General features: G+C 63.0%; 14 protein-coding genes and 1 tRNA gene. 7 read left to right on the top strand and 8 right to left on the bottom strand.

The features are described 5' to 3' along the window. Positions 1–24 precede the first annotated feature (24 nt). Positions 25–519, bottom strand: a complete 495-nt coding sequence (locus tag HNQ39_RS13585) for a hypothetical protein (RefSeq protein WP_184196833.1) — start codon at positions 517–519, stop codon at positions 25–27. 40 nt (positions 520–559) lie between these two features. On the opposite strand from HNQ39_RS13585, the gene HNQ39_RS13580 reads away from it, so the two are divergent. From HNQ39_RS13580 to HNQ39_RS13560, 5 genes are all read left to right on the top strand, one after another. Next, positions 560–1,636: a peptidoglycan DD-metalloendopeptidase family protein gene (locus HNQ39_RS13580; protein WP_184196830.1), complete on the top strand. Its 1,077-nt coding sequence runs from the start codon at positions 560–562 to the stop codon at positions 1,634–1,636. Between the two features lie 74 nt (positions 1,637–1,710). Beyond that, the gene (locus HNQ39_RS13575) at positions 1,711–2,085 is read left to right on the top strand and encodes a PEP-CTERM sorting domain-containing protein (protein ID WP_184196827.1); all 375 of its coding nucleotides are present in this window, start codon (positions 1,711–1,713) and stop codon (positions 2,083–2,085) included. Positions 2,086–2,170: 85 nt separating this feature from the next. Beyond that, positions 2,171–3,169, top strand: a complete 999-nt coding sequence (locus tag HNQ39_RS13570; RefSeq protein ID WP_184196824.1) for an NAD(P)/FAD-dependent oxidoreductase — start codon at positions 2,171–2,173, stop codon at positions 3,167–3,169. An 88-nt stretch (positions 3,170–3,257) separates the two neighbouring features. Continuing rightward, positions 3,258–4,118 carry a SigB/SigF/SigG family RNA polymerase sigma factor gene (locus tag HNQ39_RS13565; RefSeq protein WP_184196821.1) on the top strand — a complete coding sequence of 287 codons (861 nt, stop codon included), beginning with the start codon at positions 3,258–3,260 and terminating at the stop codon, positions 4,116–4,118. Next, on the top strand, positions 4,115–5,854 hold the full coding sequence (locus HNQ39_RS13560) for a M61 family metallopeptidase (protein ID WP_184196819.1): 1,740 nt from the start codon (positions 4,115–4,117) through the stop codon (positions 5,852–5,854). The genes HNQ39_RS13565 and HNQ39_RS13560 overlap by 4 nt, the downstream gene beginning before the upstream one ends. A 15-nt stretch (positions 5,855–5,869) precedes the next feature. Here HNQ39_RS13560 and greA read toward each other — a convergent pair whose 3' ends face one another. After that, positions 5,870–6,361: a transcription elongation factor GreA gene (gene greA, locus HNQ39_RS13555; protein ID WP_184196816.1), complete on the bottom strand. Its 492-nt coding sequence runs from the start codon at positions 6,359–6,361 to the stop codon at positions 5,870–5,872. Between the two features lie 180 nt (positions 6,362–6,541). On the opposite strand from greA, the gene HNQ39_RS13550 reads away from it, so the two are divergent. Continuing rightward, positions 6,542–6,614 (top strand) — tRNA-Arg (locus HNQ39_RS13550). Between the two features lie 114 nt (positions 6,615–6,728). Here the strand turns inward: HNQ39_RS13550 and HNQ39_RS13545 are convergent. The 6 genes from HNQ39_RS13545 to HNQ39_RS13520 all read right to left on the bottom strand — a co-directional run bounded on the left by HNQ39_RS13545 (position 6,729) and on the right by HNQ39_RS13520 (position 13,963). Next, positions 6,729–7,655 carry a hypothetical protein gene (locus HNQ39_RS13545; RefSeq protein WP_184196813.1) on the bottom strand — a complete coding sequence of 309 codons (927 nt, stop codon included), beginning with the start codon at positions 7,653–7,655 and terminating at the stop codon, positions 6,729–6,731. Between the two features lie 2 nt (positions 7,656–7,657). After that, positions 7,658–8,446 (bottom strand): SDR family NAD(P)-dependent oxidoreductase, encoded by a 789-nt coding sequence (locus HNQ39_RS13540; RefSeq protein WP_184196810.1) that lies wholly within the window; start codon positions 8,444–8,446, stop codon positions 7,658–7,660. A gap of 71 nt (positions 8,447–8,517) precedes the next feature. Next, positions 8,518–12,357 (bottom strand): beta-galactosidase, LacZ type, encoded by a 3,840-nt coding sequence (lacZ, locus tag HNQ39_RS13535; protein ID WP_184196807.1) that lies wholly within the window; start codon positions 12,355–12,357, stop codon positions 8,518–8,520. Then, entirely contained in the window at positions 12,354–12,674 is a 321-nt protein-coding gene (locus HNQ39_RS13530) for a carboxymuconolactone decarboxylase family protein (protein WP_221289995.1), read from the bottom strand. Before HNQ39_RS13530 ends, lacZ begins: the two co-directional genes overlap by 4 nt. After that, positions 12,675–12,968: a carboxymuconolactone decarboxylase family protein gene (locus HNQ39_RS13525; protein WP_184196804.1), complete on the bottom strand. Its 294-nt coding sequence runs from the start codon at positions 12,966–12,968 to the stop codon at positions 12,675–12,677. Between the two features lie 2 nt (positions 12,969–12,970). After that, positions 12,971–13,963: an ABC transporter substrate-binding protein gene (locus HNQ39_RS13520; protein WP_184196801.1), complete on the bottom strand. Its 993-nt coding sequence runs from the start codon at positions 13,961–13,963 to the stop codon at positions 12,971–12,973. Positions 13,964–14,061: 98 nt separating this feature from the next. On the opposite strand from HNQ39_RS13520, the gene HNQ39_RS13515 reads away from it, so the two are divergent. After that, positions 14,062–15,336 (top strand): CNNM domain-containing protein, encoded by a 1,275-nt coding sequence (locus HNQ39_RS13515; protein ID WP_184196798.1) that lies wholly within the window; start codon positions 14,062–14,064, stop codon positions 15,334–15,336. Positions 15,337–15,348 lie beyond the last annotated feature (12 nt).

Below are 15,348 nucleotides of genomic sequence, written 5' to 3'. Positions count from 1 at the left end.
GCAGCGAAGCGGGGGCCGTGTCGTTCACGACGCCGGGGCGTCGAGGGTGAGGGTCTTCTCCCCCAGGCGCGCAAGCGGGATGTCGGCGGGGAGGCGCGTGTCGGTGTCTTTAGGAGCGAGGATCTCGGGGGTGCCTGCGGCGGTTCCGGTCTCGGTGGCGGTCTTGCCGTTGGAGCCGTGGAGACGAAGCTCCCACTTCCAGTCCGTTGCCTGCTTGGTAAAGGTCACATCGCAGAGCCAGGTCGGGCAGCCACCGTAGGTCTTCGGGTCGTTGAGCTTGTAGACTCCCGCAAGAGAAGCCTTTCCGCCCGAGACACTCGGGGTGGTCCAGTTGCGCTCCCCCAGCAGGCTCCACTGGTAGTGAAGCGTGTCGGGTGTCTCTTTGACCTTTACCGGGATCAGGCGGACGTAGCCCGCCGCGGGTGAGGAGAGGGGCTCGGTCCCTTGGCGCGTGGGCTTGGAACAGCCTGCCAGAGACAGAGCAGCGAGCAGAACAACGAGGAGGGAGACGCGGTGCATTGCTCTCATTCTACCTTGTCGGTCACGGTACAATTGTGCGATGCGTAAGCCGCCCACCACGAAACAGCAAAAGACGGCGCTTAAGAGCAAGCTCACGACCGCCCAGCAGCAGCTCCTCGCGACCCAGCAGCAGCTCGCCCTCGCCAAGCGCTCCGAGGAGGCGATCGCCACCGAGCTGACGACGGTCGAGGGCCAGCTCAAGACCACCCGGGCGCAGCTCACCGAGGTCAAGCAGCGCCTCGCCCGAACACGCAGCCAGCAAAGCCATGTCGCCGCCCTGCTGCAGACCTCGGAGGACGCGCTCACCGAGGCGCAGCGGAGCCTGGCGCAGCGCATGGCCGCCAACTATCGCCAAGGGCCGGTGCGCTATGCATCGGTGCTGCTGGGAGCGCACACCATGGGCGAGCTTGTCAGCCGCGCCCAGCTGGTCCGCTCCATTGTCAAGTACGAGTCCACTCTTATCGCCAAGATCAAGGCGGGGCGTGAGCAAGTGCTCAAGTGGAAAGGGCTGGTCGATGAAAAGGCCGCCGAGATCCACCAGCAAGAGCTCGCCCTGGGGGCACAGCAAGACCAGGAGGCCCAGCTCGTACAGAAGCGCCGTGGGGTGCTCCTAGAGGCGCAGGCAAAGCGTATCCAGATCGAGAGCGAGTACGCCCAGCTCGCCGCCGACTCCCAGGAGATCGCGCTCCGGCTCAAGACGCTTGAGGGAACCCCGCTCCCGGGCGGCCTTGCCAGCAAGCTGGTCCAGCCGGTCGCGGGCCGCATTGTCTCGCAGTTCGGGATGCGCTTTCATCCCATCCTCAAGATCAATCGCCTCCATGCAGGCGTGGACTTTGGAGCGGAGACCGGCACCCCGATTGTTGCGGCGGCGGCGGGAGTCGTGGCGTATGCGGGAACCATGCGGGGCTACGGCAATGTGGTCGTGGTTGACCATGGCGGCGGCCTCTCTACCCTCTACGCCCACTGCTCGGCCTTGCTTGTCACCGAGGGACTGAGCGTGGAGCAAGGCAAGGTGATCGCTCGTGTCGGGGCGACTGGGCTGGCGACCGGGCCACACCTGCACTTTGAGGTTCGCCGCAACGGGACTCCCATTAATCCCATTGGAGGTGGGCTCTAGCTTTTACGGTAAAACTACGTGTTTATCTACACACTCCCTAAGGGTAAAGCCTATAGATATCCATGATGTTTTTAATGAAACGCATCACTCTCCGAATCTTGCTCAGTCTAACCCTCCTTTCCACAGGGCTCTTTGGGGTTGCTCATGCCCAGACCCTTACCAATGGCGCTAAGTCCCTGAAGATCAAACTCCCTGCGCTCACGGAGGCGACGCTCACGGAGGCCACGCCCGCGCCCACCGACCCCAAAGACAGGGTCCAGTGGGGAGATAAAAAAGACCCCATCGTGGTCACTCCGCTTATGAGCCCGACCTTGACCACGAGCACCAGCACAACAACCTCGTCCGGTGCGCCAGCAACCCACCGCTCCCGCGCCCAGTCGGTCCCCGAGCCGGCAACCTTAGGACTGTTTATGCTGGGAGGCTTGGGGCTTCGCCGACGGAAAAAATAACGACATTGCGAGATGTGATATAATCGGATCAGCAAAGCCGCGCACCCGAGAGTGGGATGCGCGGCTTTTTGCGTCTGTTTAACCTATGGATCTCTACGACTTTACGATTATTGGCGGCGGACCGACGGGGCTTTTCGGGGCCTTCTACGCGGGCCTGCGGCAGATGCGCACCAAGCTGATCGACTCGATGCCACAGCTTGGGGGCCAGCTCTCGGCACTCTACCCGGAGAAGTATATCTACGATGTGGGTGGCTTCCCCAAGGTGCTGGCAAAGGACCTGGTCGCACAGTTTGCCGATCAGGCATTGCAGTACAACCCGACCCTCTGCCTGAGTGAGAAGGTCGTGGGGCTGGAGCGGGTCGGGGACGATACTGCGGCGGGGGGCTACCTGCAGCTCACCACGGATAAGGGTGCGGTCCACTACAGCAAGACGGTCTTGCTGGCGGCGGGTGTGGGAGCGTTTCTTCCCCGTAAGATGGATATCCCTGATCTGGATCGCCTTGAGGGCCTCGGGGTGCACTACTTTGTCACCGATCCGGCCTCGCTCAAGGGTAAGCGCTTGGTGATTGTCGGGGGCGGCGACTCGGCCTTTGACTGGTCCCTAGCACTCGGCCCCAGCGCGGCGTCCTGTATCCAGATCCACCGCTCCGACCGCTTCAAAGCTCACGAAGACTCCATCCAAAAAGTCCAGGATCTCGAGAGTGTCGAGCTGCGTACGTTCTATGAGCTCAAGGCCCTGCACGGGGAGGAGCACCTGGAGGCGGTGACGATCTTCGACAACCGCACGGGCGAAGAGGAGCGGGTCGAGTGTGATGAGGTCCTGCTCAACCTGGGCTTCTTGACCAACCTTGGCCCCATCAAAGAGTGGGGGCTCGCCCTGGAGAAAAACACCATCAAGGTAGACAGCACGATGCGCACCAATATTATCGGGGTCTACTCCGCGGGGGATATCTGTAGCTATGTCGGCAAGCTCAAGCTCATTGCCACGGGTGTTGGGGAGGCAGGAACCGCGGCCAACTTCGCCAAGACCTTCCTAGACCCCGCGTCCAAGGCCTTCCCCGGGCACTCGTCGGAGATGCACTAATTCCCGTAGTCCGACGAGGTGTGCAATAGTTGGCAGTGTGAAATCTCTTAATACGGAAACTTTTTCGTGTAGGATAGAATCGGTTTAGATGGCCATGCACAGCGTACTCAATAACCCAACCCGGTCGTATGCCGGTCCCTTGCCTCCCGTGCTCCGAGAGTTTATCTCCTCGGGGGAGCTGGAGCGCCTCTCCTACGAGTACGCCATCACCCGCAACCCCGAGCTTCGCGATGCGCTCATCCTCCAGCACCAGCGCCTGGTTCGCTCGATTGCGGCCCGCTTTGCCGGCGGCGACGAGCCCCTGGAGGACTTGATCCAGGTCGGGACGATCGGGCTGATCAATGCCCTCGACCGCTACGATCCGTCGCAAGGGACGCGCTTCTCCACCTACGCCACCCCGACCATCCTGGGAGAGATCCGCCGCTACTTCCGCGATAAGGCCGTGGGGATCAAGATTCCACGCTGGCTCCAGGAGCTCCAGCAGGCGATCCGCCGGGTCGCCACGGAGCTGACCCTAGCGCTCGGTCGAACCCCTACCCCACAGGAGATGGCGATCCGCCTCGATGTCTCTGAGGAGCACATCCTGCTCGCCATGGAGTCTCAGGAGGTGGGCAACCTCCTCTCCCTAGACACCTACCTCGAGACCGGCACCCCCACCGAAGGTGCCTCAATGCAGGATATTGTCGGGCAACCCGACCGGCTCCTGAACGAGTTCGAGCGCTACGGCGACCTGCGCGGGGCGCTCAATGCCCTTGGAGACCGCGAGCGTGAGGTGATCTCTCTGCGCTTCTACGACGAGCTCAGCCAAGCCAAGATCGCCCAGCGGCTCAATATCTCCCAGATGCATGTCTCACGCCTCCAGCAGCGCGCGCTGCGCCACCTCAAGGACCTGCTCTCGGAGGAACCCGTCCCTCCCACCCCACGGAGACGTCCCCGGCGACGGGTATGAGTGCTCCGGCCCTGCCCGCTCCCCCTGCGCATGTCGCCTACACGGTCACGGTAGCGGATACCCAAGAGAGACGCCTCCATGTCTCCCTGCGTGCCGAAGGGCTCACAGAAGGCACCCAGACACTCACCTTTCAGCTCCCCGCTTGGACACCGGGCTGGTATGTCCTGCGCGGCAACGAGCGCAACCTCAGCCACTTCGCCGTCCAAGGCCCCAATCAGAGCCCACTCACCGTCCAACAGCTCGATGCCCGCACCTGGCAAGTCGCCGTCAAGGGCAGTAAAGCGGTGACGTTTTCCTACGATGTCAAGGCAAGCGACACCGGCTTTGGGTTCTTTGAGCCCTACCTCGACCAGAAGCATGGCTTTGTCCCAGGACCGGCGACCCTCGCCTATGTGGTCGAGGGCAAAGAGACCCCTTGCTCGGTGCGCTACACGGTTCCTGAGGGCTGGGAGGTCGCCAGTGCCAATACCCCGGTTCCAGGCCAGCCGCACCAGTTCACTGCGCCCAACTACGATACGCTCATCGACCAGCCCGCCGAGCTAGGCACCTTCACCCGCTACCAGCAGACCATCGAGGGAGTTCCCGTCTCGGTCGTCATGGTTGGAGGGGAACCCGCGCGTTACCGCCGCTGGGCCGACGGCGTCTTTAAGATCGCTCAGGCAGGTATCAAGCTCCTCGGCGGTCCCCCCTTTGAGCGCTACAGCTTTTTCTTTCACTTTGCCAACGAGGGAGGCTTCTCCGGCGGGCTGGAGCACCTCAATTGCACGGTTCTTAGGATCGATCCCTCCAACCTAGACCGACCCGATGGCGATAACTTCGCCATTGTGGCCCATGAGTTTATCCACGCCTGGAACGTCAAGCGGATTCGTCCCGCAGCCCTGGGCCCCTTTGACTACACGCGCCCCGTGCGGGTCAAAGACCTCTGGTTTGCCGAGGGGGTCACGGACTACTTCGCGCCACGGGTGGTCGTGGAGGCGGGGCTTGCGACCCAGCGCTTCTGGCTGGGCTACCAGGCCGAGCAGCTCACCCAGCTCATGTGCAACCCGGCGCGCCACCAGGTGACCTTGGAGGAGACCTCGCTCAAGGTCTGGGAGAGCGAGAACGAGTCCGAGGGCTACGGGGGGCTCTCCTACTACAACAAGGGCCTGGTGGTGGGACTGCTGCTCGATACCGAGCTGCGCCGCAGGACAGAGAACCGTGTGGGGCTGGAGGATGTCCTCAAGGCGCTCCTCGCCCAGTGCCAGAAGACCGGTCGGGGCTACAGCGACGGTGAGATCGAGCGCACGGCCGCGCGGCTCGCCGGGGCAGACCTCTCTGCGTTCTTCAACCGTGCCCTGCGCTCCACGGAGGAGCTCCCCATCAAGGAGACTCTGGAGGCGGGCGGAATCTTTGTGGATGAGTCCGTGACAGAGACCGCGACCCTGGGGCTCACCTGGGAGGCAGCCGCGGCAGGTCAGATTCGTCTCAAGTCCGTGGTGCCGCAGGGACCGGCGGCGCAGGCGGGGCTCCGTGCAGGGGATCTCTTGCTGGGCCTCGACGATCTCCAAGGGGGTCTCCTCGCGCAGCGGGTCCCCGGCGACTCCCTCACGCTACGCTACCAGCGAGGCGGCGAGCAGTACACCGTCAATGTGGTGCTAGGGAAGGAGGAGTCGCGCTCGTACCGACTGCGCCCTCTGCCACGCCCAAAACCACAGCAGGCCGCTCTCCTTGCTCGGATAAGCGGCCTGCGGCCTTAGTGGCTTGTGAGAGGGCTACTTGGTGATCGAGGTGATCTCGTAGCGGATGATCCCATCCGGGGTCTTCACCTCAACGGTGTCCCCGACCCGCTTTCGAAGCAGCGCCTTCCCAATCGGAGACTCGTCGGAGAGCAGGTCGTTGTCCGGGTCGGCCTCAAACGACGAGACCAGGGTGACGGTCCAGTCATCGCCGAAGTCCTTGTCCTGGATCGTGACAATCCCCCCTAGCCCGACATAGTCCGTGGGAATGTCTTCGTAGCGCAGCGCCCGTGCCCGCACCAGGATACTCTTGAGGTCGATGATTCGCCCCTCAACAAATGCCTGGGCATTCTTGGCCGCCTCGTACTCCGCATTCTCGGTGAGCTCTCCATAGTCCTTAGCGTCCCGGATACGCGCTGCGACCTCGTGCCGCTCTACGGTAACCAGACGATCCAGCTCTTCTTCGATACGCTGTCGCCCCTGTGCCGTCAGGACGATCTCTTCTTCTTGTATTTGTGTAGTTTCCATCACCAGCATCTTGCGTGCCCCCTTGGGTTCCCCCAGAATAGTAGGTGGCGACTCCCTGCTAAATTCTTCCCTAATAGTACGAAGTCTCTTTAAGAAAGTTCCCTCGAATTGCTACTAGGGTGAGATTTTTTTTCCGTGTCGTGATATAATCGGCAGGCCAGCCAACCAGCTGGAGTTTCAGGCCTCGTAGCTCAGCGGATAGAGCATCGGTCTTCGGAACCGAGTGTCGGGCGTTCGAGTCGCTCCGAGGCCATTTTCTCCTTCTCTCCCTCTTGTCCCCCCTCAGACAGTCCTAGCCAGGAAAAGTTACAGAATTCCGAGTGTTTATTTTTGTTTATTTTCCCACTCCCCAGCACCGTGCGCCGGCCTAGGATCGCGGCCCGATGTACTCTGAGGCAACGACGATATCATCGAACCAGACCGCGTTGGTGGGCTTGAGGCGGCTCTTGTTACGGCGTAGCGCCTCCTCCGTGACATAGTGCTCCAGCCAGAAGTAGTTGAGGAGCAGGTCCTTGCTCGTCCGCCAGCGAAAGCCTTCAAAGGGCTCACCGCCGGTCTCGGGGAGGGTGAAGCCAAGGCCGGTCCAGGGACCACGCCGGACACCGGGGGCGACATGCATCGCAAGCTTACCGTCGAGCCAGAGCGCCAGCGCACCGTCGGACTTTTCCGGGCGAGAGTTGAGCTTTATCATGAACTCGACACACTGCCAGCGCCCACGGGGGACCAGGAGCGGCTTGGTCTCGGGCGCGATCGCTGCCCCCCAGAACTTGCCATCGCCGCTCTTTTTCATCTCGTGCCAGTAGGTATAGAAGTTCCACGCACCGGGTGCGGCGAAGCGGCCACTATCCCCATAGGGCTCGATCCCCACCGCCACGCGGTCGTCGCCTTGGGGCCGGCTCCCCGCCTGGGGGTTGGGCCAGCGCGTGCCGGGGTTGTGGCCCCCCATCCAGACAAAGTGATGGATATAGTCCGCATCGGGCTCGAAGCGGACATAGAAGCGCGCAAAGAGAGTCTCAGCGGCCTGAGGCAGGAGCGTGAAGAGATGTCCTCCACTGTCCTGCCCCAGGGTCGCCGTGATCTTGAGGACACGCCTCCTGGTGCCGGGATCGGTCTCCAGCACCAGGGGCTTGCCGCCCTTGTTGGAGATATCCGACCAGGTCTTACCCAGCGACGCCAGGGTTGCGTTTTCGAAGTCCTCCGCGAGCACCACCGAGGGATGGCGGGCAATCCCGCGGTCGCCGGGAAAGGCAGCCGCGAGGCCGGGTCCCTCGGGGAGTGTTGCGGATTTCCGCACGGCTACGGGTTGTCCCAGCTCCCGCCAGCGAGGAAGCCACCGTCGATCGCGATCAGCTGCCCGGTGATATAGGCCGAGGCGGGCGAGGCGAGGAGCAGGGCGGTCCCGATCAGATCGGCGGGGGTTCCGGGGCGGTGCGCGGGGATGCGGCTCAGGAGCCAGTTGACCTTCTTGGTGTCTGAGAACATCCCGGCCTCGGTGAGGGGCGTGACAATAAAGCCGGGGCAGAGGCAGTTGACCTGGATATTGTCCTTGGCCCACTCCACCGCCAGGGTCTTGGAGAGCTGCCCGATCGCGGACTTGGTCATGCCATAGACCGCCACATTTCCCAGGCCGATATAGCTGGTCATCGAGCCGATCTGGATGATCTTGCCACCACCGCTCTTCTTCAGCAGCGGGTGGGCCGCCTGGGAGAGGAAGAAGACCCCGTCCAGGTTCACGGAGAGGATCGTCCGGTAGTCGTCCTCGGTGAAGTCCGTGACCGGCTTGCGGCGGTTGATCCCGGCGTTGTTGACCAGGATGTCCAGCCGCCCCAGCTCGCTCTCGATCTGCGCGATCAGGCTCAGGCAGGCCTCGCGGGTGGAGAGGTCGGCGGGCATGATCACGGTCTTGTCGGGGAGCCCGATCTCCTCCGCCAGCGCCTCCAGCTTCTCGCGGCGGGTTCCGTTGAGGACCACGGTCGCTCCTGCCTCGGCGTACGCCCGCGCAATCGCCGAGCCAATGCCACCACTCGCGCCCGTCACCAGCGCGACCTTACCTTCTAAACCAAACAACGATTCTAAAATTGCCATATTTCTCCCCCGCGTCCCCCACCCGGCGTAGGGGCAGCGAGGCTTTCCTTTCGTTTCCCCACGTGTGGGGGCTAGGGGGCCGGGGTTGTTAGTACATTCAGCTCCGCGATCGCGGACCAGTTGTGGCCACCCACTTCCGAGAGCGCAACCACACGAACGAACTGCGCACGGGTCGGGGTGGCGAAGAGGACACGCTGGGCCTTGGTGGTGCTAGGGAAGCTCCCCGAGGCAGCCACGGTCCAGCTCCGCCCATCGCGGCTCACCTCGACTCGGTAGCGGGCGATGCGGCCATTGGCCTGTCCCTGGCGCGGCAGATACTCAATGCCCGTGAGTGCCTGCTCGCTCCCCAGGTTGACCGTCAGCGTGTGCGGCGGGGCGGGCTCGCGCTGGCTCCACTCGGTGTGCCAGAAGGTCTCTGGGTCACCGTCGAAGGCATTGCCTACCTCACCCTCACCCGGCTCGACACTATCGGCGCTCACACGCCAGCCGGTGCGGCTGAGGCGGGCGACGGGCACGATCTCGGGGAAGCTCAGGGTCACCGGCTCGCTGGCGGGAAGACCGACCAGCGTCGCACGCACGGTGATCGTGGTCGCGCCCGGCGAGAAGATCGGGCCGGTATAGGTCTGCTCGGGGGCACCGTTGAGGCTGTAGCGGACGACCGCATCGGGCTGCTTGTGGCTTAGCACGAGCTTGCCGTCCTCCCCACGGGTCACCAGCGGCGTGGCGGTCAGCGGGAGGCGGCGGCGGGCGACACTGGCGAGGTCCCCGAGCTTGGGAGTGAAGGGCCGCAGGGAGAAGCGTAGCTGGGCGGTGTTGTCGAGCTTGCAGAGGTACTTGCCCAGCGGGCCGGGGCCGCACGATGCGCCCCCCAGGCCCATCTGGAGCCAGTCCACACAGAAGTTGACCTCGTTGCGCGGCACCAGCTTGTTGTACTTCTTCTCCTCGCCCTGACGGTGGCGGGCGTTGTCGAGGTCTTCGGGGAGGAAGTTGCTCGCCGACATCGCCAGGGGCTCGTCCTCGGCGACAATCAGTAGACCGGTGTTGTCCTTGTCCAGGAGCGCGGACCAGCGGCAGTCCTCTTTATTGCCGTTCTCCTGCGGGCGGACATAGGGGACATACTGGTCCTTCACCGACTTGCTCCAGAGGCCGATATCCATCGCGCTCTTGCGGTCCGGGTAGGACTCGCTGGGGCCACGCCCCAGCCAGGTCATGTTGGCGTAGTTGGCCGGTGCCGAGAAGCGTGCGCCTAGGCGGGGCAGCGACGGCAGATTCCCAATCGGATCGAGCTTCCAGTCCACCAAGACCGTGCCATCGCGCAGGAGGGTGTAGAGCGCGGAGAGCGCAAGCCCATTGCCCTTAAAGCCCAGCCACTTGGACTTCACGGTGACGGTCATCGTGCCGCTATCGGCGGAGCTCTTGTAGGAGAACGACTCCACGGTGGGGGTCAGGTTCGAGAGCCCGGACTCAAAGAAGTCCCTGCGCAGCCAGCTATCGTTGTCGGTGAGGGCCCGGTAGACATTGAGGGTCAGGCCTCGCCCGGAGAGCACGAGCTTCTTGTTCTGGGTCAGCCTCTCCAGGATCCCCGTGTCGCGGTTGAAGACAAACTCAAAGTTGGCCCCGTTGCGCGTGAAGGCGATCCTGCCGGGGCCGTACTTCTGGAGGTTGATCACCCACTGCCCGCTCGGGTCCAGCGGAGCCAGCGAGACAAATGGCGCGGGTGGTGCCTGCCAGGGAAGGCGCAGCTGCTCCCAGGCGATCTCGTGGTCCTCCTCTGCCCAGTCGGTGCGGGCGCTGAGGCGGAACGAGACCGTCACAAAGTACTCCGCTCCGGGCTTGAGGCTCGGCTTCTTCAGCGGCAGGGTCACGCTCACGGTCTCGCCCGGCGCACAGTTTAGCGGCGCAAGGTCCCCCCCCGAGATCGACTTGCCATCTTGCGTCACCACGAAGTGCGGGACATACTCTTTGAGGTTGGTGAAGCTAAACTTATTGGTCACCTGAATCCGCCCCGCCGCAAGGTCCTCCGCGGTGATGGCGATATTCTGGTAGCACTTCTTGGCCTCGTAGAGCTTGGGAGTCGGGGTGCGGTCCGGCGGGACAAGGCCATTGCAGCAGAAGTTGCCGTCGTTGGGCTTGTCGTCGAAGTCGCCGCCGTAGGCATAGTAGGTCTCGCCACCGGGCGCGCGCTTGGTCAGCCCCTGGTCCACCCAGTCCCAGATACAGCCCCCCATGTTGCGCGGGGAGCTCTCAAAGGCAGCGACATACTCCGCGAGGTTGCCCACGGCATTGCCCATCGCATGAGCGTACTCACAGACAAAGAACGGCTTGTCGGACTTGCGCTTGCCCTCGGCGACAATGTAGTCCACTGTTGGGTACATGACACTATCGACATCGGTGACCGAGTTATCGCGCTCGTAGTGCACGGGGCGCGACGGGTCCAGTGCGTGGACAAGCTTCGATGTCGCGGCAAAGTTCACACCGGGGCCGGCCTCGTTGCCCAGGGACCACATGACGATACTCGGGTGGTTTTTATGGGTCTGGAGCATGCGCTCGGTGCGGTCGAGGTGCGCCTTCTGCCAGGCCACATCGTGCCCGAGGCTCTCCTTGCCGTAGCCCATCCCATGGCTCTCGATATTGGCCTCGTCGATCACATAGAGCCCATAGCGGTCACACAGATCGTACCAGCGGGGATCGTTGGGGTAGTGGGCGCAACGCACAGTGTTGATATTGAAGCGCTTCATCAGGCGGATGTCCTGGATCATGCGCGCCAGCGGCACGGTTCTCCCCGAGTCTGGGTCGTGCTCATGGCGGTTGACGCCCTTGATCTTCACCGGTCGGCCATTGATCGTAAAGACCCCCGACCTCCACTCGATCTTCCGAAAGCCCACGCGGGTCGCGGTCGCCTCTTGCACCGCGCCGTTTTCGTCTTTGAGCGCCAGCACGACCGTGTAGAGATTGGGAGTCTCGGCGGTCCACTTCGCGGGGTTCTCCACCTTGAGACGCACCTCGGCGCTACGCTCCTGGCCACGGGGGAAGCTATCGAGGAGCGCCTCGGTCAGCCCGATTCGCTTCCCGCCGCTATCGTAGAGGCTCATCTCCAGCTTGCGGCTCCCTGAGCGCTCCGCGGAGAGGTTGCGCACCCAGACCCGGGTCTTGAGGGTAGCGTCTTCGTACTTTGCGTCGAGCTCCGGCTTGCAGAAAAAGTCGCGAATCTGCACCTTGGGGGTCGAGTGCAGCCAGACATCCCGAAAGATCCCCGAGTAGCGGAACATGTCCTGGTCTTCCAGGTAGCTGCCATCGCACCAGCGGTAGACCTCCACCGCGAGCAGGTTCTTCCCGGGCTTGAGGTACTTGGTGACATCAAACTCCGCCGGGTCCTTGCTATCCTTGGAGAACCCGACTTTTTTCCCGTTCACCCACAGATAGAACGCGCTGTAGACCCCTCCAAAGCGAAGGTAGACCTCGCGGCCGTCCCAGGTCTCGGGCACGGTGAACTCGGTCCGGTAGGAGCCAACCGGGTTGTAGTTGTGCGCGATGTAGGGCGGGTTCTTGACAAAGGGGTAGGTGATATTGGTGTAGATCGGGATGCCAAAGCCCTTGAGCTCCCAGCACGACGGCACCGCGATCGTCCCCCAGCTCTTGTCGTCGAAGTCCGGCTGAAAAAAGTTCTTCGGGCGGTCGTCGGGCTTTCCGACCCAGTGGAACTTCCAGTTTCCATTGAGGAGCTTGGCGTAGGCTCCTGGTGCCTCCCGGGTGACGCCTCCGGCGGCCTTCACGCTGTCGAAGCTTGCCATCTCCGCGCGGGGAGCCTCTTTGTTGATCCCCACCACGGCGGGGTTCTCCCAGTCCAGGGTCTGGGCGTGGGCTTGACCCACCAGAAGCAGCGCCAGGAGCGCCAAGACGGAACGCATCATGGAGTCATTGTAGCATGTCCCACTGCCCGCTCTGCCTTGCCCACACCCAGCCCATCCGCGACCCGGTTGATGTAGTTGAACCACGATGCAATCAGATTCACCTGTAGGATTCCGGTATCGTCGAGCCCCACGTCCCGGAGCGCGTCGAGGTCCTCCGCGACCATCTTATAGGCATGGCGGGTGAGCTTCTCGACATAGGTCAGGATGGCGAGCTCGCGCGCGGAGAGGCCGGGGGCGGTGCGCCAGTCACGCTTGATCGCCTCTGAGAGTGCGCTATCTAGGGTCTCGACACGCAGAAACTCTGCGTGAGACTCCACTCAGTAGAAGCACGCATTCAGCGACGAGACAGTCGCCGCGATCAGCTCGTGCTCCCGGCGCGAGAGGGGAAGCGCCGGGTTCATCAGGACCCCAAAGGTGGAGAAAGCGTGCTTCAGCGCCTCCGGGATGAGGGAGTGCGACGCCACGATGCTCTCGTCGAGGACCGCTTGTGGGAGCCGGGTCGCGCTCTCGGGGCTCCCGGCGTAGGCGGCGGGATAGAGCGGGCGCTGGGCCATCATCGCCTCGCGCACCTCGTCGGACTCCTGGGGGGAGACTGTCTTAATCCACGGCATGGCTACTTCACATCGAGCTTTACGGCCTCGATCTTCTCGGGGATGAAGGAGCGGTCGAGGAAGTCGGTGAGAGGGAGCGGGGCCTTGAGGATCTTGGCCTTGACCGCCATCTCGACAATTTTTTGCATCTCCGGGTCGCTGGGGGTGAGCTGGCGGTAGCTCACGCGACCGGGGTCGTTGAGGACAAACTTGATGATCTGCTCCTTCTGCTTAAACTTGGGCGCGGCCACCTTCGCGGCCTCGTCGCGGTGAGTCTCGGCCCACTCCCCGGACTGAGCGATTCCGCGGACAAGGTCTTTCACCACCTCCGGCTTCTCTTTCGCGAGGTCGTCGCGGACCACGAGGACACAAGAGATGAACTGGGGCCAGATGTCCTTGGCATGGTAGAGGACGCGTCCCGTGCCATCGAGCTCGGCCTTGGCGGCGTGGGGCTCGCCCACAAAGTACGAGTCGATGGACTTCTGGGCCAGCGCGGTGGGCATGTCCGGCGGGGGCATCTCCACAAACTTCAGGTCGTCCTCTTTGAGCCCCTGGTCCTCCATGAGCTTGCGGAGCACCAGGTACTGGTTGGAGAACTTGCTAGGGATCGCCATGGTCTTGCCCTTGAGATCGGCCAGGGACTTAGCGGGATCGTCCTTGCGCACCATGACGGTCGAGCCATCGCGGTGCCCAAGATAGACAATCTTGCAGGGAACCCCATCCTCACGGAGCTTCATGGCCATGGGCGCGATCATAAAAGTCGCCTTGAGCGCCCCCGTGCGGAGGGCATCGGAGACCGTCGGCCAGTCCGTAAAGCGCCGGGACTCGAACGTCGTTCCCGTCGTGGTGGTGTGCGAGGCGAAGTCGGTCACGGGGCAGGTCAGGTGGCAGGTCACGGGCAAGAAGCCTACCTCAAGCGTCTCCCGCCCCGGTGCTCCCCCACCCTGGGGAGCCTTCGGGGTGCAGCCGGAGAGGAGGAGTGCGCTGGTCAGTCCAAGAAATTGAGAGCGAGTCATGGCTAAAATTGTATCCGCTCGCCCTTCTTAAATGCCGGTTTCAACGCTCTAGGGCAGGGAAGATGCATCTCTGGTATAATGAAGGCCGTCTAAAATCCGTGGATAACTTATTAAAGCTGCTCCTGGCCCTCCTGCTTGTCTTTTTAACCGCTTTTTTTGTGGCGGCAGAGCTGGCGCTGGTCAAGGTTCGCACGACCCGCCTGGACGAGCTGGCGGCTCGTAAAGTGTTTGGCGCCGAGCGTGCGCTTGAGGCCTCGCGCCATGTCTCCCACTACCTGCACGCCACCAAGTTTGGGGTGATGGTCTGTGCGCTGGTGCTGGGCAAGGTCGGGGACGAAGCGATCCATGGGCTGCTCCAGCCCATACTCCACTCTCTTCCGGTCTGGGTTGCGTCTTTGATCGTCATTTTGTTGGTCACCCTGATCGAGTTCGTGCTGGGCGAGCTGGTGCCCACCACGATGGCCATCAAAGACGCCGAGAAGATCCTGCTCAAGACCATTGTCCCACTCGACCTTTTCTACCGTATCTGCCGGCTCCCCCTCGCCGCCATGGGCAAGCTGTCGTCGCTGATCCTGCGCCCCTTTGGCTACAAGAGCGGCCACGAAGACGACGAGACGCACTCGGAGGCGGAGATTCGGCTGATTGTCGAGCAGAGCGGCGAGGGCGGTGAGCTCGGTGAGGAAGAAGTGGGGCTACTCCACCGGGTACTGGACTTCGCGCACCGACAGGCCAAGGAGATCATGGTCCCGCGCCCCGATATCGTCTTCCTCTCTACGGACCGGACGCTCAATGAGAACCGCAAGGTCGCCGAGAACTCGGGCTACACGCGCTTCCCGCTCTGTGAGGAGGGCTCCACCGACGATATCATCGGGATGATCCATATCCGGGACCTGCTACGCTTCCAGAGCGGAGACCTACTGAGTATCGTCATCGACCTGCCCCGTGTGCCGGAGACCAAGCCGATCGACCAGCTCCTGCGCGAGCTCCAGCGCCAGCGCCAGCACATGGCGGTCGTGGTGGACGAGTTTGGCGGTACAGCGGGCATTGTCACCCTGGAAGATATCCTCGAAGAGATTGTCGGGGACATCATGGACGAGCGTGACCCGACCCGCCCGGAGATCGAGACCACGGCAGATGGCACCTACCAAGTGGATGGGCGCATGCCGCTGGAGAAGCTGGAGCGCCTGCTGGAGCTCACCGGCCCAGAGCAGGAGCCCGAGGTGGAGACCGTGGGTGGCTGGGTGCTCACCCAGACCAATGGCAACCCACGGGTGGGCGATCAGGTGGCCTACGGCGAGGCACAGCTCACGGTGATGGAGACCACGGGGCGGCGCGTGCGCAAGGTCCGGGTTGTCTATAGCCCGGCAGAATAATCTCCCCAGCCC

It is taken from the genome of Armatimonas rosea, from assembly GCF_014202505.1.
Lineage (GTDB): Bacteria > Armatimonadota > Armatimonadia > Armatimonadales > Armatimonadaceae > Armatimonas > Armatimonas rosea.
This window is presented reverse-complemented; position numbering and strand designations above follow the sequence as displayed.

Excerpts from the sequence above, each read along its gene's own strand:
- HNQ39_RS13585 (WP_184196833.1), bottom strand. The coding sequence starts at position 519 with ATGCACCGCGTCTCCCTCCTCGTTGTTCTGCTCGCTGCTCTGTCTCTG.
- HNQ39_RS13580 (WP_184196830.1), top strand. The coding sequence starts at position 560 with ATGCGTAAGCCGCCCACCACGAAACAGCAAAAGACGGCGCTTAAGAGC.
- HNQ39_RS13575 (WP_184196827.1), top strand. The coding sequence starts at position 1,711 with ATGAAACGCATCACTCTCCGAATCTTGCTCAGTCTAACCCTCCTTTCC.
- HNQ39_RS13570 (WP_184196824.1), top strand. The coding sequence starts at position 2,171 with ATGGATCTCTACGACTTTACGATTATTGGCGGCGGACCGACGGGGCTT.
- HNQ39_RS13565 (WP_184196821.1), top strand. The coding sequence starts at position 3,258 with ATGGCCATGCACAGCGTACTCAATAACCCAACCCGGTCGTATGCCGGT.
- HNQ39_RS13560 (WP_184196819.1), top strand. The coding sequence starts at position 4,115 with ATGAGTGCTCCGGCCCTGCCCGCTCCCCCTGCGCATGTCGCCTACACG.
- greA (WP_184196816.1), bottom strand. The coding sequence starts at position 6,361 with ATGGAAACTACACAAATACAAGAAGAAGAGATCGTCCTGACGGCACAG.
- HNQ39_RS13540 (WP_184196810.1), bottom strand. The coding sequence starts at position 8,446 with ATGGCAATTTTAGAATCGTTGTTTGGTTTAGAAGGTAAGGTCGCGCTG.
- lacZ (WP_184196807.1), bottom strand. The coding sequence starts at position 12,357 with ATGATGCGTTCCGTCTTGGCGCTCCTGGCGCTGCTTCTGGTGGGTCAA.
- HNQ39_RS13525 (WP_184196804.1), bottom strand. The coding sequence starts at position 12,968 with ATGCCGTGGATTAAGACAGTCTCCCCCCAGGAGTCCGACGAGGTGCGC.
- HNQ39_RS13520 (WP_184196801.1), bottom strand. The coding sequence starts at position 13,963 with ATGACTCGCTCTCAATTTCTTGGACTGACCAGCGCACTCCTCCTCTCC.